4 protein-coding genes and 1 pseudogene are annotated in these 24581 nt (G+C 71.1%); all 5 read left to right on the top strand.

Annotation, left to right across the window (positions count from 1 at the left end):
* Positions 1-51 precede the first annotated feature (51 nt).
* Positions 52-4089 (top strand): annotated as a pseudogene (locus tag SSOG_RS58220) (type I polyketide synthase); the annotation flags it as partial.
* Between the two features lie 9 nt (positions 4090-4098).
* Complete coding sequence (locus tag SSOG_RS54670; RefSeq protein ID WP_425385460.1) at positions 4099-13236, top strand: SDR family NAD(P)-dependent oxidoreductase; 9138 nt, start codon at positions 4099-4101, stop codon at positions 13234-13236.
* A gap of 5 nt (positions 13237-13241) precedes the next feature.
* A complete protein-coding gene (locus tag SSOG_RS02375; protein WP_281048178.1) occupies positions 13242-17654 on the top strand; it encodes a type I polyketide synthase in 4413 nt (1470 codons plus the stop codon).
* A 48-nt stretch (positions 17655-17702) separates the two neighbouring features.
* Positions 17703-21506, top strand: coding sequence for a type I polyketide synthase (locus SSOG_RS02370; RefSeq protein ID WP_009712597.1), 3804 nt, complete (start codon positions 17703-17705; stop codon positions 21504-21506).
* The coding region (locus tag SSOG_RS48030) for an SDR family NAD(P)-dependent oxidoreductase (RefSeq protein WP_425385459.1) at positions 21400-24581 on the top strand (3182 nt) is incomplete at its 3' end. The genes SSOG_RS02370 and SSOG_RS48030, both read left to right, overlap by 107 nt.

Genomic DNA, 24581 nt, shown 5'->3' with positions numbered 1-24581 from the left:
CTGGAGCGGGCCGGCATCAACCCCCTGTCGTTGCGAGGATCGTCCACAGGCGTGTTCGCGGGGCTGATGTACCACGATTACGCCTCGCGTCTCCAGACCCTGCCCGAGGACGTGGAAGGCTTCGTCGCCAACGGGAACGCGGGCAGTGTCTTCTCCGGACGTGTCGCGTACGTCTTCGGGTTCGAGGGGCCCGCGGTGACGGTGGACACCGCGTGTTCGTCGTCGCTCGTGTCCCTGCACTGGGCCTGCCAGGCCCTGCGGGCGGGGGAGTGCGACACGGCCCTGGCCGGTGGCGTCACGGTCATGGCGACGCCCTCGACGTTCGTCGAGTTCTCACGCCAGCGGGGTCTGGCCTCGGACGGCCGGTGCAAGTCCTTCGCGGACGGCGCGGACGGCACGGGCTGGGCCGAGGGCGCCGGGGTGCTGGTGCTGGAGCGCCTCTCGGACGCGCGGCGCCGTGGTCACCACGTGCTCGCGGTGGTGCGCGGCAGCGCCGTCAACCAGGACGGTGCGTCGAATGGCCTGACGGCGCCGAACGGTCCCTCTCAGCAGCGGGTGATCCGCCAGGCGTTGTCATCGGCGCGGCTTTCCGCCGCCGAGGTCGATGCGGTCGAAGCACATGGCACGGGGACTCGGCTGGGCGACCCGATCGAGGCGCAGGGGCTGCTGGCGACGTACGGTCAGGCGCGCACGGAGGACGAGCCCTTGTGGCTGGGCTCGGTGAAGTCGAACATCGGGCACACCCAGGCCGCCGCGGGCGTCGCCGGCGTCATCAAGATGGTGATGGCGCTGCGTGCCGAGCGGCTGCCGCGGACGCTGCACGTGAACGAGCCCTCGAGCCAGGTGGACTGGGCCGCCGGGGCGGTCCGGCTGCTGAGGGAGCCCCGCAGGTGGCCGATGGGCGAGCGTCCCCGGCGCGCGGGCATCTCCTCCTTCGGGATCAGCGGCACCAACGCTCACGTCATCGTCGAGGAAGCGCCGACGGCTGAACCGGCCACGGCCGACGAGCGGCCCACGGCCGAGCTGCCGGTGGTCCCGTGGGTGCTCTCGGCCCGCAGCGCCCAGGCGCTCCGGGCGCAGGCCGGACGCCTGGCCGAACTCTCCGACGCACGCGACCACTCCAGTGCGGACCTGGGGCTGTCGCTCGTGACGACGCGTGCGCTGCTGGACCACCGCGCGGTGGTGCTGGGCGGTGATCCGGGTACGTTGCGTGCGGGCGTGGCCGCGCTGGCCGAGGGCGACGCCTCGGTGGTGTCCGGTGTGGTGCGTGAGGGCCGTACGGGCTGGATGTTCACCGGGCAGGGCAGTCAGCGGCTCGGCATGGGCCGCGAGCTGTACGAGCAATTCCCGCGGTTCGCAAGGGCGTTGGACGAGGTGTGCAGACACCTGGAGGCCGCACTGGCGGGCGAGCCCGGCTTCGGTACCCCCGTGAGGGACGTGCTGTTCGCCGCCGAGGGCTCGGACGAGGCAGCACTCCTCGACCGGACCGGGTACGCGCAGACGGCGCTGTTCGCGGTCCAGGTCGCGCTGGTGGAGCTGCTGAGGTCATGGGGCATGGGCCCGGACGCGGTGCTGGGCCACTCGGTGGGGGAGTTCGCCGCCGCGTACGCCGCCGGTGTCTTCGATCTGGCCGATGCCACCAGGCTGGTGGCGGGCCGGGCCCGGTTGATGCAGCGGCTGCCGGCAGGTGGCGCGATGGCTGCCATCGAGGGCAGCGAGGAGGAGGTCCTCGGCATCCTGCGAGGGCTTCCCGGGGACGGGCGGATCACGATCGCGGCGGTCAACGGGCCGACGGCGGTGGTGGTTTCCGGTGACCAGCAGGCCGTCGAGCGGGCGATGACCGTTGCCCGGGAACAGCACCGCCGGGTGTCCCGGCTGAAGGTGAGTCACGCGTTCCACTCGCCGCTGATGGAACCGGCCATGGTGGAGTTCGCCGACATCGCGGCCGGCGTGGCCTACCGGCAGCCGAACCTGCCGGCCCTCAGCACCGTCACCGGCGAGCCGGAGACCGCGGCGGACTGGGCGACTCCGGAGTACTGGGTGCGTCAGATCCGCGAACCGGTGCGCTTTCACGACGCCCTCGTGGCCGCGACGGGCGTGCAGGGCGTGTCCCGGCTGCTGGAGATCGGTCCCGACCCGGTGCTGACCGCGCTCGCGCAGTCCGCGGCGGAGGACGTCACCGCGGCGTCGGTGCTCCGTAAGGGACGGCCCGAGGCCGAGTCCGTGCTGGGCGCGGTGGCCGAGGTGTTCGTGCGCGGCACGCACGTCGACTGGACCGCCCTGTTCGCCGGGAGCGGCGCCCGGCCGACCGCGCTGCCGACCTACGCGTTCCAGCGGCAGCGGTATTGGCTCGGGGCTTCCCGGCCGGTGGCCGACGCCCGTGGCCTGGGCCTGGGCGCGGCCGAGCACCCCCTGTTGGGCGCGGCCGTGACGCTGGCCGGTTCGGACGCCGTACTGCTGACCTCACGGCTCTCCCTCCAGTCGCATCCGTGGCTGGCCGATCATGCCGTGGCGGGCTCGGTGCTCGTGCCGGGCACGGTGTTCGTGGAACTGGCCGTACAGGCGGGCGACCGGGTCAACTGCGACCGGGTGGAGGAGCTGACCCTGCAAGCGCCACTGGTGCTGCCGGAACAGCAGGCCGTACACCTGCAACTCAGCGTCGAAACGGCGGACGGCGCCGCGGACGAGCGGCGCGCCCTCAAGGTGTACTCCCGCCCGGAGGGCGCCGCGGCCGAGGAGCCGTGGACTCTGCACGCCACCGGAACCCTGACGTCGGGAACGGGCGTGGCCGCCGACTGGGACCTGGCCGTGTGGCCGCCCGCCGGTGCGGAGCACGTCCCGGTGGACGGCCTGTACGAGCGGCTGGCCGACGAGGGCCTCGTCTACGGTCCGGCCTTCCGTGGCTTGCGGGAGGTCTGGCGGCAGGGCGACGACTTCTACGTGGAGGCGGCGTTGCCCGAGTCGCTGTCCGGCGAGGCGGCCGGTTTCGGTCTGCACCCGGCGCTGCTGGACTCGGTGCTGCACGCGCTGGGACTTCGGGAGTCGGCCGACGAGGGTGCGTCCCTGCCGTTCATGTGGTCCGGGGTGTCGCTGTCGGCGACCGGTGCCGCCGCGGTGCGGGTACGCATCTCCGTACGGGGCTCCGGCGAGATCGCCTTGCGGGTCGCCGATGGTGAGGGTACGCCGGTGGCCGAGGTGGAGTCGCTGGTGCTGCGGCCGGTGTCGGCGGGGGAGCTGGCAGCGGCGAACTCCCCGGTCAGGGACAGCCTCTTCCGCCTCGACTGGATCGAGGCCTCCGCCACAACCACCACCGGACTCACGCAGCCAGGCGCCTGGGCGGTGCTCGGTGACACTCGGCTGGGCGCCGGTATCCCGGGGGCCACCGCACACGCCGACCTGGACGCACTGATCGCCACGCTCGATGCCGGCGCGCCCGTCCCGGACACCGTCGTGCTCCCCTTCGACGCCACCGGCGACGCGGTCGGCGACGCGGTGGCCGGTGTGCTGGCAGCGGTCCGCGCGTGGCTGGCTCAGGAGCACTTCGCCGGATCGCGGCTGGTGGTGCTGACCTCCGGCGCCGTGGACGTGAGGCCCGAGGACAGCACTCCTGGGACACTCGATCTCGCCGGTGCCGGAGTGTGGGGACTGGTGCGGTCGGCGATGAGCGAGCACCCGGGCCGGTTCGCGCTCGCCGACGTCGACGGCGCGCGGGAGTCGTACGAGGTCCTCGCCGCCGCTCTCTCGGGGCTGGACTCCGGCCAGGTCGCCGTGCGGGAAGGCCGCGCCTGGCTGCCGCGTATGGTGCGGATGAACGCGGGCGGGGTGCTGGTGCCTCCGGCGGGTGCGGGCTCCGCCTGGCGGATGGACATCGCGGCCAAGGGCCGGCTGGACGGCGTCGCCCTGGTGCCCGAAAACCCGGCGCCGCTGGGCCCGGGGCAGGTCCGGGTGGCCGTCCGGGCGTCGGGCGTCAATTTCCGTGATGTGCTCAACGTGCTGGACATGTATCCCGGCGACGCCGGGCTGCTGGGCCACGAGGGCGCGGGTGTGGTCCTGGAGGTCGGTCCGGGGGTGTCGGACTGGGCTGTCGGCGACCGGGTGATGGGTCTGCTGAACGGTGGGTTCGGCCCCACGGCCGTCGCCGACGGGCGGATGCTGGCGCGGATCCCTGCCGGCTGGTCGTACCCGCAGGCGGCATCCGTGCCGATCGTCTACCTGACCGCGTATTACGCGCTGGTCGATCTGGCAGGGCTGGAAGCGGGCGAGTCGGTGTTGATCCATGCCGCGGCCGGTGGTGTGGGCATGGCCGCGGTGCAACTCGCCCAGCATCTGCGGGCGGAGGTGTTCGCGACCGCCAGTCAGGCCAAGTGGCAGACCGTTCGTCATCTGGGTGTGTCCGCCGAGCGCATAGCCTCCTCCCGTACCACGGAGTTCGAGGAGGTCTTCTCCGGGGCCACGGACGGGGCCGGGCTGGACGTGGTGCTGGACTGCCTGGCCGGGGAGTTCGTGGACGCGTCGCTGCGGTTGACGCGGGCCGGTGGCCGGTTCGTCGAGATGGGCAAGACCGACATCCGGGACGCGGACGAGGTGGCCGAGGCCCATCCGGGCGTGTCGTACACGTCGTTCGACGTGATGGACGCCGGGCCGGAGCGGATCGGCGAGATGCTGGCGGAGCTGCTGGCACTGTTCGAGAGCGGAGCGCTGCGGCCACTGCCGGTCACGACGTGGGACATCGCCCGGGCCCCGGAAGCGCTGCGATTCCTCGGCCAGGCGAAGCACGTCGGCAAGGTCGTGCTGACCGTACCCGCGCCCTGGCGCGAGGACGGCACCGTGCTGATCACCGGCGGCACCGGTGGCCTGGGCGCGCTGGTGGCCCGCCATCTGGTCACCCGACACGGCGTACGGAACCTGGCGCTGCTCTCCCGGCGCGGCCCCGAGGCCCCGGGCGCGCGCGAACTCGAACGGGAGCTGGTCGACCTCGGCGCGCGCGTCACGATCAGCGCGTGCGATGTCAGCGACCGTACGGCCCTGGCAGGCGTCCTCGACGCGATCCCCGACGAGGCTCCACTGACCGGCGTGGTGCACACCGCCGGTGTCCTCGACGACGGGATCATCGCCGAACTCACCCCCGAGCGCTTGGCCCGCGTCCTGGGCGCGAAGGCCGATTCCGCCCTGCATCTCCACGAACTCACCGCGGACCGCGACCTGGACGCGTTCGTCCTGTTCTCCTCGATCGCCGGTGTGGTGGGCAACGCGGGCCAGGCGCCCTACGCGGCGGCCAACTCCGTGCTCGACGCACTCGCGGTGTCCCGGCGCGCCCAGGGCCTGCCCGCCGTGTCACTGGCCTGGGGCATGTGGGCCCACACCGAGGGCATGGGCGGCACGCTCGGCGAGTCCGACCTGCTCCGGATGGCGCGCCAGGGCTTCCCCGCCCTGGAGACCGACCACGGGCTCTCCCTGCTGGACATCGCCCTTCAGATCAACGAGCCGCTGGCGCTGCCGATCGCCCTGCGCACCTCCGCGCTGACCTCGGACCGCACGACCCTGCCCGACGTTCTGCACGGGCTCGCCCCGGCGGCACGGCAGCGCCGGGACGCCGGGCAGGCCACCATCACGAGCCGGGGCGAACTCGGCGGCCGACTGGTGGGGCTGCCGGCGGCCGAACAGAGCCGACTGCTGCTGGACCTCGTACAGACCGAGGTCGCAGGTGTGTTGGGCCATGCGTCGGGGGCGGCCATCGACCCGGCCCGGGCATTCAAGGATCTCGGTTTCGACTCGCTGACCGCGGTGGACCTGCGCAACCGGATGCATGCCGCCACCGGCCTCCGCCTGCCCGCGACGCTCATCTTCGACCACCCGACTCCGTCCGCCCTCGCCGGATACCTGCGCGAGGAGGCGCTCGGCGCGGCCATCGAGCCGACCCGAACACCGGCCGTCCCCGCCCCGGTGGGCGCGGCGGACGAGCAGATCGTGATCGTGGGCATGGGCTGCCGCTTCCCGGGCGGCGTCACCTCGCCGGAAACCCTGTGGGACCTGGTGGCTTCCGCCGGAGACGGCATCACCCCGTTCCCCTCGGACCGCGGCTGGGACGCCCGGGCGCTGCACGACATCGCGGCCGTTGGCGGGTTCGTACAGGACGCCGGGGACTTCGACGCCGAGCTGTTCGGGATCTCGCCGCGCGAGGCCCTTGCCATGGATCCGCAGCAGCGGCTGCTGCTGGAGACCTCCTGGGAGGCGCTGGAGCGGGCCGGGATCAGTCCGCTGTCGCTGCGCGGCTCGGCCACCGGCGTGTTCGCCGGGGTGTCCGCGAACGGGTACGGCGGCCACCTGCACGAGGCGGGCGCGGAAACCGAGGGCTACCTGCTGACCGGAGCCACGCCGAGCGTGGCGTCGGGCCGGCTGTCCTACGCCCTCGGCCTTGAGGGTCCCGCGGTGTCGGTGGACACCGCGTGCTCGTCGGCGCTGGTGGCGCTGCACCTCGCGGGCCAGGCGCTGCGGGCGGGGGAATGCGACCTGGCCTTGGCCGGCGGTGCGACGATCATGGCGAACCCCGGCATGTTCCTGGAGTTCTCGCGGCAGGGAGGGCTGGCCGGGGACGGCCGGTGCAAGTCCTTCGCGGACGCCGCGGACGGTACGGGGTGGGCCGAGGGCGCCGGGGTGGTCGTGCTGGAGCGGCTGTCCGACGCGCGGCGCCTGGGGCATCCGGTGCTCGCGGTCGTACGCGGGAGTGCGGTCAACCAGGACGGTGCGTCGAACGGTCTGACGGCGCCGAACGGTCCGTCGCAGCAGCGGGTGATCCGGCAGGCGCTCGCCGCCGCGCGGATATCGCCGTCCGACGTGGACGCGGTCGAAGCCCACGGCACCGGTACCACGCTCGGCGACCCGATCGAGGCGCAGGCCCTGATGGCCACGTACGGCCAGGACCGCGACGGCGCCGAGCCGCTGTGGCTGGGCTCGGTCAAGTCGAACATCGGCCACCCACAGGCCGCGGCCGGCGCCGCCGGTCTGATCAAGATGGTGATGGCGCTCCGGGAGCGGCGGCTGCCGCAGACGCTCCACGCCGACGAGCCCTCGTCCCACGTGGACTGGACCGCCGGTGCGGTCGAGCTGCTGACCGAGGCCCGGGAATGGCCCCGGACCGACCACCCGCGCCGGGCAGGCGTCTCATCGTTCGGCATCAGCGGGACCAACGCACACGTCATCATCGAAGAGGCCCCGGCTGCCGAACCCGTCATGGCCGAGGAGCGGCCGACGGCCGAGCTGCCGGTGGTGCCGTGGGTGCTGTCCGGCCGGAACGCCCAGGCGGTGCGGGCACAGGCCGGACGCCTGGCGGCCTACCTCGACGGGCGGGACGTCGCACCCGTCGACGTCGGGCTGTCCCTGGCCACCACACGCGCCGCGCTGGAGCACCGTGCGGTGGTGCTGGGCGCCGAGGGCGCCACACTGCGCGGAAGCCTCGTCGACCTCGATGGCGATGCGGTGGTGTCGGGTGCCGTGGGCGAAGGGCGTACGGCGTGGATGTTCACCGGGCAGGGCAGCCAGCGACTCGGCATGGGCCGCGAGCTGTACGAGCAGTTCCCGGTGTTCGCGCGGGCCCTGGACGAGGCGTGTGGACATCTGGACGCGGAGCTTGCGGGCGGGCCGGGCTTCGGTGTGCCGGTGCGGGAGGTGCTGTTCGCGGCGGAGGGTTCGGCGGAGGCGGCCCTGCTGGAGGAGACCGGGTACGCGCAGACGTCGTTGTTCGCGGTGCAAGTGGCGCTGGTCGAGCTGTTGCGTTCCTGGGGCGTGCGTCCGGATGCGGTGTTCGGCCATTCCATCGGTGAGTTCGCCGCCGCGTACACGGCGGGTGTGTTCGAGCTGGCGGATGCTGCCCGGTTGGTGGCGGGTCGTGCGCGGTTGATGCAGGCGCTGCCTTCGGGTGGTGCGATGGCGGCCATTGAGGGCACTGAGCCCGAGGTCGCCGACATCCTTGGAGGGCTTCCTGAGGGAGAGGGGGCCACGGTCGCGGCGGTCAACGGCCCCACGTCGATGGTGGTGTCCGGTGACGAGGACGCGGTCGAGCGGGTGATGGCGGTGGCGCGGGAGCGGGGCCGCCGGGTGTCGCGGCTGCGCGTCAGCCACGCTTTCCACTCGCCGTTGATGGAGCCGATGCTGGCGGAGTTCGCCGACATCGCGGTGAGTATCACCTACCGGCAGCCGGTGCTCACAGCGGTCAGCACCGTCACGGGTCGGCCGCTCGGCGATGGTGACTGGACGACCCCCGCCTACTGGGTGGACCAGGTGCGCCGGCCGGTCCGCTTCCATGACGCCCTCCGGACCGCCGCAGGCGAACAGAGCGCAACCCGGCTGCTGGAGATCGGACCGGACCCGGTGCTGACCAGCCTCGCACCGGCGGCCACCGACGCTGCCGCCGCGGCCGTGCTGCGAAAGGGACGGGCCGAGGCCGAGACCCTGCTGACCGCTGTGGCGGACGTGTTCGTGCGTGGGGCGGACGTGGACTGGGCCGCTGTGTTCGCCGGGACCGGTGCGCGGCGAGTGGATCTGCCGACGTACGCCTTCCAGCGGCAGCGGTACTGGCTGCGGCCCGCCCGCTCGGCGACGGATCTCGATGCCGTGGGTCTGGGCGCTGCGGGGCACCCGTTGCTGGGTGCTTCGGTTGCGGTGGCCGGTTCGGACGCCGTGTTGCTGACGTCACGGCTCTCGGTGCGGTCGCATCCGTGGCTGGCTGATCATGTGGTGGCCGGTTCGGTCTTGGTGCCGGGCACTGCGTTCGTTGAGCTTGCGGTGCAGGCGGGTGACCGGGTCGGGTGTGACCGGGTCGAGGAGTTGACCTTGCAGGCGCCGTTGGTCCTTCCGGAGGACGGTGCTGTTCAGGTGCAGCTGAGCATCGACGGTGCCGAGGACGGCCGTCGGGCGCTGTGGGTTTACTCGCGCCCGGAGGAGGCGGGTGCCGAGCAGTCGTGGACTGTGCATGCTACGGGTGTTCTTGTTGCTGGGGTTCCTGCTGGTGGGTGGGATTTGCGGGTGTGGCCGCCGGTGGGTGCGGAGGCGGTTGTGGTGGATGGGTTGTATGAGCGGTTGTCGGGTGCGGGGTTGGCGTATGGTCCGGCGTTCCGTGGTCTGCGGGAGGTGTGGAAGCAGGGCGAGGACTTGTTGGTGGAGGCTGCGCTGCCGGAGGTGGTCGCGGAGGACGGGGCCGGGTTCGGTTTGCATCCGGCGCTGCTGGACACGGTGCTGCACGCCCTGGCGCTCCAGGAACCGGCGGCCGAGGGCGCGATGCTGCCGTTCATGTGGACCGGTGTGTCGCTGTCCGCGGTGGGCGCATCCGCCGTGCGGGTCCGGCTCACCCCGCGTGGTAGCGGCGACATCGGGTTGCGGGTTGCCGACGCCGTGGGCGAACCCGTGGCCGAGGTCGAGTCCCTGGTGCTACGCCCCGTGTCGACCGCGGACCTGGCGGCGGTGAACTCCCCGACGGCGGAGAGTCTGTTCCGGATGGAGTGGGTTCCTGCGTCGACGGCCGGGGCCAAGGAGCCTGTGGAGTCTGCCGGTTGGGCGGTCCTCGGTGATGTCGAGTCCGGCGGGTGGCGCGACGCGGGTGTTCCAGTGACCGGTTATGCCGATCTGGCCGCGCTGACCGCCGCGCTGGATGACGGTTCCCCCGTCCCGGACACCGTCGTGCTTCCGCTCCGCCCCACGGACACCGAGGTCACCGACGCGGTGGCCGGTGTGCTGGCCGTGGTCCGCGCATGGCTGGCCGAGCGGCGCTTCGCGGAGTCGCGCCTGGTGGTATTGACGTCGGGTGCGGTGGAGGTGGCCTCGGCCGAGGACGGTGCTCGCGAGGTGCCGGACCTGGTGGGTGCTGGGGTGTGGGGCCTGGTGCGTTCGGCGATCAGTGAGCATCCGGGCCGGTTCGTACTGGCCGACGTCGATGGTGAGGAGGCTTCCTTCCGGGCGCTTGCCGGGGCTCTGGGTGAGGGTCAGTTTGCGGTGCGCGGGGGTGCGGTGTGGTTGCCGCGGCTGGTGCGGATGGCTTCGGGGGGTGTGCTGGTGCCGCCGCCCGGCGCGGATTCGCCGTGGCGGATGGAGGTGGCGGCGCAGGGGCGGCTTGATGGTGTGGCTTTGGTGCCGCAGGAGTCGCGGCCGTTGGAGCGCGGTCAGGTGCGGGTTGGTGTGCGTGCGGCGGGGGTCAACTTCCGCGATGTGCTGAATGTGCTGGGCATGTATCCGGGTGATGCGGGCCAGATGGGTCTGGAAGGCGCGGGCGTGGTCCTGGAGGTCGGTCCTGGGGTGGCGGACTTCGCTGTGGGTGACCGGGTGATGGGTCTGCTGGATGGGGCGTTTGGTCCGTCGGCGGTGGCGGATGCGCGGATGTTGGTGCGTATGCCGAGTGGTTGGTCGTTCGAGCAGGCGGCGTCGGTGCCGGTGGTGTTCCTGACGGCGTATTACGCGTTGGTGGATCTGGCGGGGCTGGGGGCGGGTGAGTCGGTGTTGGTTCATGCCGCTGCGGGCGGTGTGGGTATGGCGGCGGTGCAGTTGGCTCAGCATCTGGGTGCGGAGGTGTTCGCGACGGCGAGTCAGGCCAAGTGGCCCGTGGTGCGTGAGTTGGGGGTCGCCGCCGGTCGTCTGGCTTCTTCCCGTACGACGGAGTTCGAGCAGGTCTTCTCTCGGGCGACTGATGGCGCTGGGGTGCATGTTGTACTGGACTGTCTGGCCGGTGAATTCGTCGACGCGTCGTTGCGGTTGACGCGGCCGGGTGGCCGGTTCGTGGAGATGGGCAAAACCGATATCCGCGACGCGGACGAGGTCGCCGCCGCGTATCCGGGTGTCTCGTATCAGGCGTTTGACGTGATGGAGGCGGGTCCGGAGCGGATCGGGGAGATGCTGGGGGCGCTGCTGGAATTGTTCGAGAGCGGTGCGCTGCGGCCGGTTCCGGTGACGTCCTGGGAGATTGCGCGGGCTCCGGAGGCGTTGCGGTTCCTGGGGCAGGCCAAGCATGTGGGGAAGGTCGTGCTCACTGTTCCCGCTCCGTGGCGTGAGCGTGGCACGGTGCTGGTCACTGGTGGTACGGGTGGTTTGGGTGCGGTGGTGGCTCGGCACTTGACCACGGAACACGGGGTGCGGGACCTCTTCCTGCTCTCCCGGCGTGGGCCCGACGCGCCGGGGGCGGGTGAGCTTGAACGGGAGCTGACCGCTCTCGGTGCGCGGGTGACGATCCGTGCGTGTGATGTCAGCGACCGGCAGGCGCTGGCGGATGCGTTGGATGCGGTCCCCGACGATGCCCCGTTGAGGGGCGTGGTGCATGCCGCTGGTGTGCTGGATGACGGGGTGGTCGCTGATCTGACGCCGGAGCGGTTGGCCCGGGTGCTCGCGGCGAAGGCGGAGTCGGCGGTGCATCTGCACGAACTGACGGCGCAGTCCGATCTTGACGCGTTCGTCCTGTTCTCCTCCTTTGCGGGTGTGGTGGGGAGTGCGGGTCAGTCGGCGTATGCGGCGGGTAATGCGGTGTTGGATGCGTTGGCGGTGTCGCGGCGGGCGCAGGGGCTGGCTGGTGTGTCGTTGGCGTGGGGGATGTGGGAGCAGGCCGAGGGTATGGGGGGTCGTCTGGGTGAGGCGGACGTGGACCGTCTTCGGCGTCAGGGGTTCCCGCCGCTGTCCACGCGGGACGGGCTCGCGCTGCTGGATACCGCTTTGCAGGTCAATGAGCCCGTTGCGGTGCCGGTCGCGGTGCGGACCGCGTCATTGGCCGGGGTTCGGGACAGTCTGCCGGGTGTGCTGCAGGCGCTGGTCCCGGCCGCCCCCCAACAGCGCCGCACAGCAGGCCAGTCCGCCGCAAGTGAGGGGGGTGCGCTCGCCGGCCGGCTGCGGGGTCTGCCATCTGTGGAGCAGAAATCGGGTGCTACTGGATCTGGTGCAGACGTCGGTCGCTGCCGTGCTGGGGCATGCCCTCGGCCCGCCCGTGGTCGAGCCGAACCAGGGGCTTTCAAAGGGAATCTTGGTTTCGACTCGCTGACCGCTGTGGACCTGCGTAACCGGCTCAGTGGCGCGACCGGGCTCCACCTGTCGGCCACGATGGTCTTCGAATCATCCCACGCCTGCTTCCCTCGCCGGTATCTGCGTGAGGAACTGCTCGGCGTGGTCGAGGAGCAGGCGGTGGAAGATCGCCCCGCTGTGCGTGCGGGTGCCGTCGATGAGCCGGTCGCGATCGTTGGTATGGGCTGCCGCTATCCGGGTGGTGTGACCTCTCCGGAGACGTTGTGGGAGCTGGTGGACTCCGGTGGTGATGGGATGTCTCCGCTGCCGGTGGACCGTGGCTGGGACGCGCAGGTGCTGGATGACATCGCGGCCGTCGGGGGTTTCGTGGAGGATGCCACGGAGTTCGATGCGGAGCTGTTCGGGATCTCCCCGCGTGAGGCGCTGGCGATGGATCCGCAGCAGCGGCTGTTGCTGGAGACCTCGTGGGAGGCCCTGGAGCGGGCGGGTATCGACCCGTTGTCCCTGCGCGGCACCACCACTGGCGTGTTCTCCGGCATCTCGGGCAGTGGGTACGGCGGGACCATGCAAGACCCCGAGGGTGAGACCGGCGGGTATCTGCTCACCGGCAGCACGCCGAGCGTCGCATCGGGCCGCGTCGCGTACGCGCTCGGGTTCGAGGGCCCGGCGGTGTCGGTGGACACCGCGTGCTCGTCGTCCCTGGTCGCCCTGCACCTGGCGTGCCAGGCGCTGCGCGCGGGCGAATGCGAGATGGCGCTCGCCGGAGGCGCGACCGTGATGGCCACCCCGGGCATCTTCCTGGAGTTCGCCCGTCAGGGCGGGCTGGCCGGGGATGGCCGGTGCAAGTCCTTCTCGGACGCCGCGGACGGCACCGGATGGGCGGAGGGCGCCGGAGTGCTGGTGCTCGAACGCCTCTCCGAGGCCGAGCGGCTGGGGCACCCGGTGCTCGCGGGCATCCGCGGGAGCGCGGACAACCAGGACGGTGCTTCCAACGGCATGACCGCGCCGAACGGCCCCTCCCAGCAGGGTGTCATCCGCCAGGCGCTGGCGAACGCGCGCCTCTCGATCTCCGAAGTGGACGCAGAGGAGGCCCACGGCACAGGCACCACGCTGGGCGACCCGATCGAGGCAGCAGGCGCATGCTGCGAAGTACGACCAGACCGCGCCGGGAGCCGAGCCCCCTGTGGCTGGGCTCGATCAAGCTCGAACATCGGGCACAGCCAGGCCGCGGCCGCGCGGCCGGATTGATCAAGATGGTGATGGCGCTGAGGGAAGGGCAGCTGCCGAAGACCTTGTACGTCGACCGTCCATCGTCCCACGTGGTCTGGGAGTCCGGTGCGGTCGAGCTGCTGACCGAGGCTCGTGCGTGGCCGCGCGGTGAGCGGCCACGTCGGGCGGGTGTCTCGTCGTTCGGCATCAGTGGGACCAACGCGCACGTCATCATCGAGGAGGCCGAGGAAGCTCCCGCGATCGAGCCGCCCGTGGCCGTGGAGCGGCCGTCGGTGGGGCTGCCGGTGGTGCCGTGGGTGCTGTCCGGCCGCAACCCGCAAGCGACGCGGGCCCAGGCGGCACGACTTGCGGCATTCCTCGCTGAGGGCTCCGACCGTTCCCCGGCGGATGTGGGCCTTTCGCTCGCGACGACCCGGGCGGCGCTGGATCACCGGGCAGTGGTGCTCGGCGCCGACTTCGCCACCCTGCACTCGGGCGTGACCGCGCTGGCCGATGGTGATGCCTCCGTGGTGTCCGGTGTGGCGGCCGAGGGGCGTACGGCGTGGATGTTCACCGGCCAGGGCAGCCAGCGGCCCGGCATGGGCCGCGAGCTGTACGGCCAGTTCCCGGTGTTCGCCAGGACCCTGGACGAGGTCTGCGGCCACATGGACGCCGATCTCGACGGCGCCGCCGAGTTCCCGGTCCCGGTGCGGCAGGTGCTGTTCGCGGACGACGGCTCCGAAGAGGCGGGGCTGCTGGATCGGACGGGGTATGCCCAGACGGCGCTGTTCGCGGTTCAGGCCGCCGTTGTGGAGCTGCTGCGTTCCTGGGGAGTACGCCCGGACGTGGTGCTGGGCCACTCGGTCGGCGAGCTGGCCGCCGCCTACGCAGCGGGTGTGTTCGATCTCGCCGATGCCGCGCGGTTGGTGGCGGGTCGTGCGCGGTTGATGCAGGCGCTGCCTTCGGGTGGTGCGATGGCGGCGATCGAGGGCACCGAGGCCGAGGTCACCGACATCCTCGGCGGGCTTGCTGAAGACGAGCGGGTGGCGGTCGCGGCGGTGAACGGGCCGGTGTCGGTGGTGGTGTCCGGTGACGAGGACGCGGTCGAGCGAGTGATGGCGGTTGCGGGGGAGCAGGGTCGGCGAGTGTCGCGGCTGCGGGTGAGTCATGCGTTCCATTCGCCGTTGATGGAGCCGATGCTTGAGGAGTTCGCCGAGATCGCGGCAAGCGTGACGTACCGGCAGCCGATCCTTCCGGCGGCCAGCACCCTCACCGGGCGGCCGGTCGACGAGCAGGACTGGGCCACGCCGGACTACTGGGTGCGCCAAGTCCGCCGCCCGGTGCGCTTCCACGACGCCCTGCTGACCACAACCGGCGAGCAGGCGGCGGCCCGGCTGCTCGAAATCGGCCCGGACCCGGTACTGACCATGCTCGCTCAGTCCGAAGTGGACACGGCGGTGTCGGTGCTGCGTAAGGGACGGCCCGAGGCCGGGACCGTGATGGCAGCGGTGGCGGAACTGTTCGTACACGGGGGCAAGGTGGACTGGTCTGCCGTGTTCGCTGAGAGCGGCGCCGAGCGGATCGGCCTGCCGACGTATGCGTTTCAGCGGCAGCGTTTTTGGATGGGGGCTGTCCGGCCGGGTATCGATGCGAGCGGCTTGGGTCTGGGTGTGGCGGGGCATCCGTTGTTGGGTGCTTCGGTTGCGGTGGCCGGTTCGGACGCCGTGTTGCTGACGTCGCGGTTGTCGGTGCGGTCGCATCCGTGGCTGGCTGATCATGTGGTGGCGGGTTCGGTGTTGGTGCCGGGTACGGCGTTCGTTGAGCTTGCGGTGCAGGCGGGTGACCGGGTCGGGTGTGACCGGGTGGAGGAGTTGACCTTGCAGGCGCCGCTGGTCCTTCCGGAGGACGGCGCTGTTCAGGTGCAGCTCAGTGTTGATGCGCCGGAGCCCGGTGAGGAGCGGCGTTCGCTGCGTGTGTACGCGCGCCCGGAGGGTGCCTCGGCTGATCGGCCGTGGACGTTGCATGCCACTGGCAGTGTTACGGCCGAGCCTGTCGTCGCCGACTGGGATCTGAGTGTGTGGCCGCCTGCTGGTGCGGAGCCGGTTGCGCTGGAGGGGCTGTATGAGCGGCTGGCCGGTGCGGGGTTGGTCTACGGGTCGGCGTTTCGGGGCTTGCGGGATGTGTGGGTGAGTGGCGGTGAGGTGTTCGTGGAGGCGGCCTTGCCGGAGGAGGTGGCTGTTGAGGCGTCGGCGTATGGTGTGCATCCGGCGCTGCTGGACACGGTGCTGCACGCGCTAGGGCTCCAGACTCCGGAGGTTGAGGGCGCGATGCTGCCGTTCCTCTGGTCCGGCGTGTCGCTGTCCGCCGTCGGTGTCTCGGCCGTACGGGTGCGACTTTCACCGCGAGGGACCGGCGAGTACAGGCTGCGCGTGGCCGATACCGCGGGCGACCCGGTGGCCGAGGTGGCGTCGCTGGTACTGCAGCCGGTGTCGGTCGCCGACCTCGCTGCCGCCCGTGCCACGGCCGACAGCCTGTTCCGGCTGGAGTGGGCCCCCGCACCGGCTCCGGCCGAGCCCGGCGAACGTGGCGACTTGGCCGTCCTCGGCACCGATCCGTACAACGAGGACGGGTGGTCTGCCGCGGGAGTCGCGGTGACCGGTTACGCCGACTTGGGCGCGTTGATCGCTGCCCTGGACGACGACGGTGTGGCGGTTCCGCGGACCGTCGTGCTCCCGGTGGCGCGGAATTCTGGGGATCTCCTGGGTGTGGTCGCTGGTGTGCTGGGGGCCATGCGGACGTGGCTGGCTGAGGAGCGCTTGGCGGGTTCGCGTCTGATGGTGTCGACCACGGGCGCGATCACGGTGAGCCCTGCCTCCGACACGGGCGAGCTCGACCTGGCCGCCGCCGGGGCGTGGGGCCTGGTGCGTTCCGCGATGAACGAGCACCCGGGCCGATTCGCGCTGGCCGATGTGGATGGCGAGCCGGACTCCTACCGGGCTCTGGCGGCGTACCCGGCCGAATCCGGGGAGTCCAGGGAATCCGGGGAGAGCCAATTCGCGGTGCGGCAAGGCCGGACCTGGGTGCCCCGGGTCGTCCGCATGACCCCCGCCACCGGCGAGGACATCCCGGCGACACAGTGGGACAAGGGAACGGTGCTCATCACCGGTGGGACCGGCGGACTGGGCGCCGTGATCGCCCGCCACCTCGTATCCGCGCACGGCGTACGGAATCTGCTGCTGATCTCCCGCCGAGGCCACCAAGCCCCCGGTGCCCAGCAACTCCACAAGGAATTGGCCGACTTGGGCGCCTGCGTGACGATCACTGCCTGCGACGTCAGCGACGAGCGGGCACTCGCCGACGTGCTCGACACAGTTCCTGACGATGCGCCGCTGGCCGGGGTGGTGCACGCCGCCGGTGTGCTCGACGACGGCCTGATCACCGACCTCACTCCGGAACGCCTGGCCGATGTGCTGTCGGCGAAGGCGGAGTCGGCGCTGCACCTGCACCACCTGACGGCGAAAGCCGACCTTCAGGCGTTCGTGCTGTTCTCCTCGATCGCCGGAGTGGTCGGAAACGCCGGGCAGTCGGCCTACGCGGCGAGCAACACGGTGCTCGACGCACTTGCGGTGTCCCGACGCGCCCAGGGGCTGCCCGGCGTATCCCTGGCGTGGGGCATGTGGGAACACCCCGACGGCATGGGCGGCCGCCTCGGTGACGCGAACCTGGCCCGTCTGCGCGGACAGGGCTTCGCGCCGCTGACCACCGAGCACGCGCTAGCGCTGTTCGACTTGGCGGTACGGTCCGACGAGCCGATCGCGCTGCCGGTCTCGGTCAACACCACGACACTGGCCGCACGCCGGGACAGCGTGCCCGGCATGCTGCAGGGCCTCCTGCCGGCGGCCGCCCGGCAGCGGCGCGCCGGGGACCGGAGCGGTGCGGGCAGTTCCGATGCGCTTGCCCGCCGCCTGCGGGGCCGGTCCGCGGCCGAGCAGGACAGGGTGCTGCTGGACCTTGTGCAGTCCCAGGTCGCGGCGGTGCTGGGGCATGGTTCCGCCGGCGTGATCGATCCGGGGCGGGCGTTCAAGGATCTCGGGTTCGATTCCCTGACCGCGGTGGACCTGCGTAACCGGCTCAACAGCGCGACCGGGCTCACCCTGCCCGCCAGTCTCGCCTTCGATCATCCGACGATCGAGGGCCTCGCCGGGTACCTGCGCGAACAGCTCGACCAGGGCTCCGGCGAGGGCGATTTCGGCCTGAGCGACCTGGAGAAGTTCGAAGCCGCAGTGCTCTCGATGGCCCAGGACGGCGCGCTGCGCCAGCAGGTGCGGTCACGCGTCAAGGCGATGGTGGCGCGGCTGGAGGAAGACCTGGGCGGCGACGGTACCGAGAACGACGATATCGATTCCGCTTCACTCGATTCGATGTTCGAAATCATCGATCGCGAACTCGAAGGATGAGGGCGCTCATGATGGCACCCTCACGCGCGACAAAGGGGCTGGGCTCACGTGTCCACTGACGAGAAGACGCTGACGTACCTCAAGCGTCTCACCACCGACCTCCGCGAGACCCGCCAGCGTCTGCGAGAAGCGGAGGCGAAGGACCACGAGCCGATCGCGATCGTGGGGATGGGCTGTCGCTACCCGGGCGGTGTGTCGTCTCCCGAGTCCCTGTGGGAGCTGGTCGACTCGGCCGGCGACGGGATCACCGGGTTCCCGGCCGACCGTGGCTGGGACCTTGAGGCCCTGTTCGACCCGGACCCGGATCGTGCGGGCACCTCGTACGCGCGTGAAGGCGGTTTCCTGCATGACGCGGCCGAGTTCGATGCGGAGTTGTTCGGCATTTCGCCGCGTGAGGCCCTTGCGATGGATCCGCAGCAGCGGTTGTTGCTGGAGACGTCGTGGGAGGCGCTGGAGCGGGCCGGGATTGACCCGTTGTCGTTGCGTGGTTCGTCGACGGGTGTGTTCGCGGGGCTGATGTACCACGACTATGCGTCGCGGTTGCAGGTCGCTCCGGAGGAAATCGAGGGCTTTCTCGGGAATGGGAACGCGGGCAGCATCTTCTCCGGCCGCATCGCGTACGTCTTCGGGTTCGAGGGGCCCGCGGTGACGGTGGATACGGCGTGTTCGTCGTCGTTGGTGTCCCTGCATTGGGCGTGTCAGGCGCTGCGTGCGGGGGAGTGTGGGATGGCGTTGGCCGGTGGTGTCACCGTCATGTCGACTCCGTCGACGTTCGTTGAGTTTTCGCGGCAGCGGGGTCTGGCCTCGGACGGCCGTTGTAAGTCTTTCGCGGACAGTGCGGACGGTACGGGGTGGGCCGAGGGTGCCGGGGTGGTGGTGCTGGAGCGGCTGTCCGACGCGCGGCGCCTGGGGCATCCGGTGCTCGCGGTCGTACGGGGGAGTGCGGTCAACCAGGACGGTGCGTCGAATGGCCTGACGGCGCCGAATGGTCCGTCGCAGCAGCGTGTGATCCGCCAGGCGTTGTCGTCGGCGCGGCTCTCGGCGTCGGAGGTGGACGTCGTTGAGGCGCATGGCACGGGGACGCGACTGGGTGACCCGATCGAGGCGCAGGCGTTGCTGGCGACGTATGGTCAGGCGCGCTCCGAGAACGAGCCCTTGTGGCTGGGTTCGGTGAAGTCGAACATCGGCCATACGCAGGCTGCTGCTGGTGTTGCGGGTCTGACCAAGATGGTGATGGCGCTGCGTGCGGAGCGGTTGCCGCGGACGCTGCACGTGAACGAGCCCTCGACCCAGGTGGACTGGACGGCGGGTGCTGTGCAGTTGCTGGGGGAGGCTCGTAGGTGGCCGAAGGGGGAGCGTCTGCGCCGAGCGGGTGTCTCGTCCTTCGGGATCAGCGGCACCAACGCGCACATCATCATCGAAGAAGCGCCCGAGTTCGAGCTCCAGCCCGAACCTGACGTGGCCGAAGAGCCGCCTTCGGGGCAGTCGCTGCCGGTGGTGCCGTGGGTGCTGTCGGGGCGCGGCGAGCGGGCGGTGCGGGCGCAGGCCGAGCGCTTGGCCGGTTTCCTGGACACGGCGGAAGGGGTGGCTGACTGCTCGGCGGCTGATGTCGGCTACTCGTTGGCGACGTCGCGTGCGGTGCTCGATCACCGTGCTGTGGTGTTGGGCGGGGATTTGGAGGATTTGCGGTCGGGGGTCGCCGAGCTGGCCGACGGTGGCGCTTCTGTGGTGTCCGGTGTGGTGTCGGATGGGCGTACGGGTTGGATGTTCACGGGGCAGGGGAGTCAGCGGCTGGGTACGGGCCGTGAGTTGTATGGCGTGTTCCCGGTGTTCGCGAAGGCCCTGGATGAGGTGTGCGGTTTTCTGGACGCGGAGCTGGCGGGTGGGTCGGGGTTTGAGCACCCGGTGCGGGAGGTGTTGTTCGCGGCGGAGGGTTCTGCGGAGGCGGCTCTGCTGGATCGGACCGGGTACGCGCAGTCGGCGTTGTTCGCGGTGCAGGTGGCGTTGGTGGAGCTATTGCGTTCCTGGGGTGTGGGTCCGGATGTGGTGCTGGGCCATTCGGTGGGGGAGTTCGTGGCGGCGTATGTGGCGGGTGTGTTCGAGTTGGCGGATGCCGCGCGGTTGGTGGCGGGTCGTGCGCGGTTGATGCAGGCGCTGCCCTCGGGTGGTGCGATGGCGGCGGTCGAGGGTGCGGAAGCCGAGGTCGCCGAGATCCTCAGTGGGCTTCCTGAGGGGGAGCGGGCCACGGTCGCGGCGGTGAACGGCCCCACGTCGGTGGTCGTTTCCGGCGGCGAGGACGTGGTCGAGCGGGTGATGGCGGTTGCGCGGGAGCGGGGTCGGCGGGTGTCGCGGCTGCGGGTGAGTCATGCCTTTCACTCGCCGTTGATGGAGCCGATGCTGGCGGAGTTCGCCGAGATCGCGGCGAGTGTCGCCTACCGGCAGCCGGTGCTCCCGGCCGTCAGCACGGTCACCGGTGAGCCGGTCGGTGAAGAGGACTGGGCGACCGCTGACTACTGGGTGGATCAGGTCCGCCGACCGGTCCGCTTCCACGACGCTCTTGAGACCGCCACCGGTACACAGAGTGTCAGCCGACTGCTGGAGGTCGGCCCCGACCCGGTGCTGACCGCGCTGGCCAAGGCGGCTTCGGACGTGACTGTGGTGTCGGCCCTGCGCAAGGGGCGACCTGAAGCCGAGACCGTGTTGGGTGCCGTGGCCGAGGTGTTCGTGCGCGGCGCGAAGATCGACTGGGCGGCAGTCTTCGCCGGGACGGGCGCGCGACGGGTCGACCTGCCGACGTACGCGTTCCAGCGGCAGCGGTACTGGCTCGAGGCCTCCCGGCCGGTCACCGACGCTCGTGGCTTGGGCCTGGGAGCGGCCGAGCACCCCATGCTTGGCGCGGCGGTGACCGTGGCCGGATCGGACGCGGTGCTGCTGACCGGGCGGCTCTCGGTCTCCTCGCACCCGTGGCTGGCTGATCACGCTGTGGCGGGTTCGGTGCTGGTGCCGGGCACGATGTTCGTTGAGCTTGCGGTGCAGGCCGGTGAGCGGGTCGGCTGCGAGCGGGTCGAGGAACTGACTCTGCAGGCGCCGCTGGTGCTGCCGGAACAGGACGCGCTGCAGGTGCAGCTCAGCATCGACAGTACCGGGGGCACGGAGGAGGGCCGACGCGCAGTGCGCGTCTACTCGCGCCCCGAGGACGCGGCGGCCGAGGAGCCGTGGACTCTGCATGCCACGGGGACTCTCATCTCTGGTGGGACTGTCGCGGATTGGGACCTGGCCGTGTGGCCGCCTGCCGGTGCGGAGCAGGTTCCGGTGGAGGGCTTGTACGAACGGCTCGCCGGTGGTGGCCTGGTGTACGGTCCGGCTTTCCGTGGCCTGCGGGAGGTCTGGCGGCACGGCGAGGACCTGTTCGTAGAGGCGGCTCTGCCCGAGTCGCTGTCCGGTGATGCGGCCGATTTCGGTCTGCACCCGGCACTGCTCGACTCCTTGCTGCATGCCTTGGGAGTGGGGGACCCAGGCCGACGAGGGAGCGGCGCTGCCGTTCTCGTGGTCGGGTGTGTTTTTGTCGTTGTCGGCGGTCGGTGCGGCCGCGGTACGGGTGCGGCTGTCCGTGGGGAGGTCCGGCGAGGTCGCCCTGCAGATCGCCGACGCTACGGGTGCTCCGGTGGCCGAGGTGGAGTCGCTGGTATTGCGGCCGGTGTCGACCGCGGATCTGGCCACGGCGAACTCCCCGCATCGGGACAGCCTGTTCCGCCTCGACTGGATCCCCGCTCCCACCCCCGCCCCCGCTCCCGCTCCCGGCGAACCCGGCGGATCGGGTGCTGCCTGGGCCGTACTCGCCGACGCCGATGAGTGGCGCGACGCGGGTGTTCCGGTGACCGGTTATGCCGATCTGGCCGCGCTGACCGCCGCGCTGGATGACGGTACCGCCGTCCCGGACACCGTGGTGCTTCCGCTCCGCCCCACGGACACCGAGGTCACCGACGCGGTGGCCGGTGTGCTGGCCGTGGTCCGTGAATGGCTGGCAGAGCGGCGCTTCGCCGGGTCGCGCCTGGTGGTGTTGACGTCGGGTGCGGTGGGGGTGGCCTCGACCGAGGATGGTGCTCGCGATGTGCTGGATCTCGCGGGTGCTGGGGTGTGGGGTCTGGTGCGTTCGGCGATCAGTGAGCATCCGGGGCGGTTCGTGCTGGCCGACGTCGATGGTGCGCGGGAGTCGTATGAGGCCCTGGCTGTCGGCCTCGCCGGGCTGGGCGCGGACCAGGTCGCCGTCCGCGAGGGGCGTGTGTGGTTGCCGCGGCTGGTGCGGATGGCTTCGGGCGGGGTGTTGGAGCCTCCGGTGGGTGTGGGTTCGGCATGGCGGTTGGACATGGTGGCCAAGGGCCAGTTGGACGGTGTCGCGCTGGTGCCGGAGGAACCCCGGGCGCTGGGCCCCGGCCAGGTGCGGGTTGGTGTGCGTGCGGCGGGGGTCAATTTCCGTGATGTGCTGAATGTGCTGGGCATGTATCCGGGGGACGCTGGTCGGCTCGGGCATGAAGGTGCCGGGGTCGTGGTGGAGGTCGGTCCTGGGGTGGCGGACTTCGCTGTGGGTGACCGGGTGATGGGTCTGCTGGACGGCGGGTTCGGGCCGTCGGCGGTGGCGGATGCGCGGATGCTGGCGCGTATACCGGACGGTTGGTCGTTCGAGCAGGCGGCGTCGGTACCGATCGTGTACCTGACCGCGTACTACGCGCTGGTCGATCTGGCGGGGCTGGGGGCGGGTGAGTCGGTGTTGGTTCATGCCGCTGCGGGCGGTGTGGGTATGGCGGCGGTGCAGTTGGCTCAGCATCTGGGTGCGGAGGTGTTCGCGACGGCGAGTGAGGGCAAGTGGCCGACTCTTCGCGGGCTGGATGTTGCGGCTGCTCGTATTGCTTCGTCGCGTACGACGGAGTTTGAACAGGTCTTCTCCGCGGCGACGGGTGGTGTCGGGCTGGATGTGGTGTTGGATTGCCTGGCGGGGGAGTTCGTGGATGCGTCGTTGCGGTTGACGCGGCCGGGTGGCCGGTTCGTGGAGATGGGCAAGACCGATATTCGGGATGCGGGTGAGGTGGCCGATGCTCATCCGGGCGTGATCTATCGGTCGTTCGATGTCATGGATGCGGGCCCTGAGCGGATCGGCGAGATGCTGACGGCGTTGTTGGGGCTGTTCGAGAGTGGTGCACTGCGGCCGGTTCCGGTCACGGCGTGGGACATCGCCCGGGCTCCGGAGGCGTTGCGGTTCCTGGGGCAGGCGAGGCATGTCGGCAAGGTCGTGCTGACCTTGCCGGTGCCGTGGGGTGAGCGTGGCACGGTGTTGGTGACCGGCGGTACGGGTGGTTTGGGTGCGGTGGTGGCTCGGCACTTGACCACGGAACACGGGGTGCGGGACCTCTTCCTGCTCTCCCGGCGTGGGCCCGACGCGCCGGGGGCGGGTGAGCTTGAACGGGAGCTGACCGCTCTCGGTGCGCGGGTGACGATCCGTGCGTGTGATGTCAGCGACCGGCAGGCGCTGGCGGATGCGTTGGATGCGGTCCCCGACGATGCCCCGTTGAGGGGCGTGGTGCACACCGCTGGAGTGCTCGACGACGGGATGATCGCGGAGCTGACCCCGGAACGGCTCGCCGGAGTGCTGGCGGCAAAAGCCGATTCCGCCATGCATCTGCACGAACTCACCGCAGGCCGTGATCTGGACGCGTTCGTCCTGTTCTCCTCCTTCGCGGGTGTGGTGGGCAATGCGGGCCAGGCGGCTTACGCCGCGGGCAACGCGGTGCTCGACGCCCTCGCGGTATCCCGGCGAGCCCAGGGGCTCCCGGCCGTGTCGCTGGCGTGGGGCATGTGGGAGAACTCCGAAGGCATGGGCGGTCGACTCGACGAAGCCGACCTGAGCCGGATGCGGCGCCAGGGCTTCCCGGCCCTGAGGACCGACCACGGGCTGACCCTCCTTGACACCGCCCTGCGGATCAACGAGCCGGTGGCGGTGCCGGTCGCCCTACGGACCTCGGCACTCGCCGCGGTACGCGACAGCCTGCCCGCCGTGCTGCACGGACTCGTCCCGGCGACGCGGCAGCGTCGGACCGTCGCCGGGCAGGTTGCCGCCGCCAGCGGCGGCGAGCTGGCCCGCCGCCTGCGCGGACTGCCCGCCGCCGAGCAGGACCGGTTGCTGCTGGACCTCGTACAGACCCAGGTCGCCGGGGTGCTGGGGTACACGTCGGGCGCGGAAGTCGATGCCGGACGGGCATTCAAGGATCTTGGATTCGACTCGCTGACCGCGGTAGAGCTGCGCAACCGCCTCACCACCGCGACCGCTGTCCAGCTGCCCGCGACCCTGATCTTCGACCACCCGAACCCCGCCGCGCTGGCCGACCACCTGCGTACGCGGGTCCTGGGCGCGGTGGTCGAGCAGACCGCTTCGCCCGTCCGGAAGACGGCGACGTTCGTGGACGACGACCCCATTGTCATCGTCGGTATGGGCTGCCGCTATCCGGGTGGCGCGACCTCGCCGCAGGCGCTGTGGGACCTGGTCGACTCGGCCGGTGACGGTTTTTCCCCGCTGCCCGCCGATCGTGGCTGGGACGTGCGGATGCTGGTCGACACGACCGGCGTCAGCGGTGGCGGATTCGTAAAGGACGTGGCGCGGTTCGACGCCGAGTTGTTCGGGATCTCGCCGCGTGAGGCCCTTGCCATGGATCCGCAGCAGCGGCTGCTGCTGGAGACGTCCTGGGAGGCGCTGGAGCGGGCCGGGATCAGCCCCCTGTCGCTGCGCGGCTCGGCCACCGGCGTGTTCGCCGGGGTGTCTGCGAACGGGTACGGCGGGAACGTGCACGAGCCCGAGGAAGAGATGGAGGGCTACCTCCTGACCGGCAGTACCCCGAGCGTCGCATCGGGCCGTCTCGCCTACGCCCTCGGCCTTGA

Origin of the sequence: Streptomyces himastatinicus ATCC 53653, assembly GCF_000158915.1 — a bacterium.
GTDB classification, from domain to species: domain Bacteria; phylum Actinomycetota; class Actinomycetes; order Streptomycetales; family Streptomycetaceae; genus Streptomyces; species Streptomyces himastatinicus.
The sequence above is the reverse complement of the archived record's forward strand: the minus strand, read 5'-3'. Positions and strand labels throughout refer to the sequence as shown.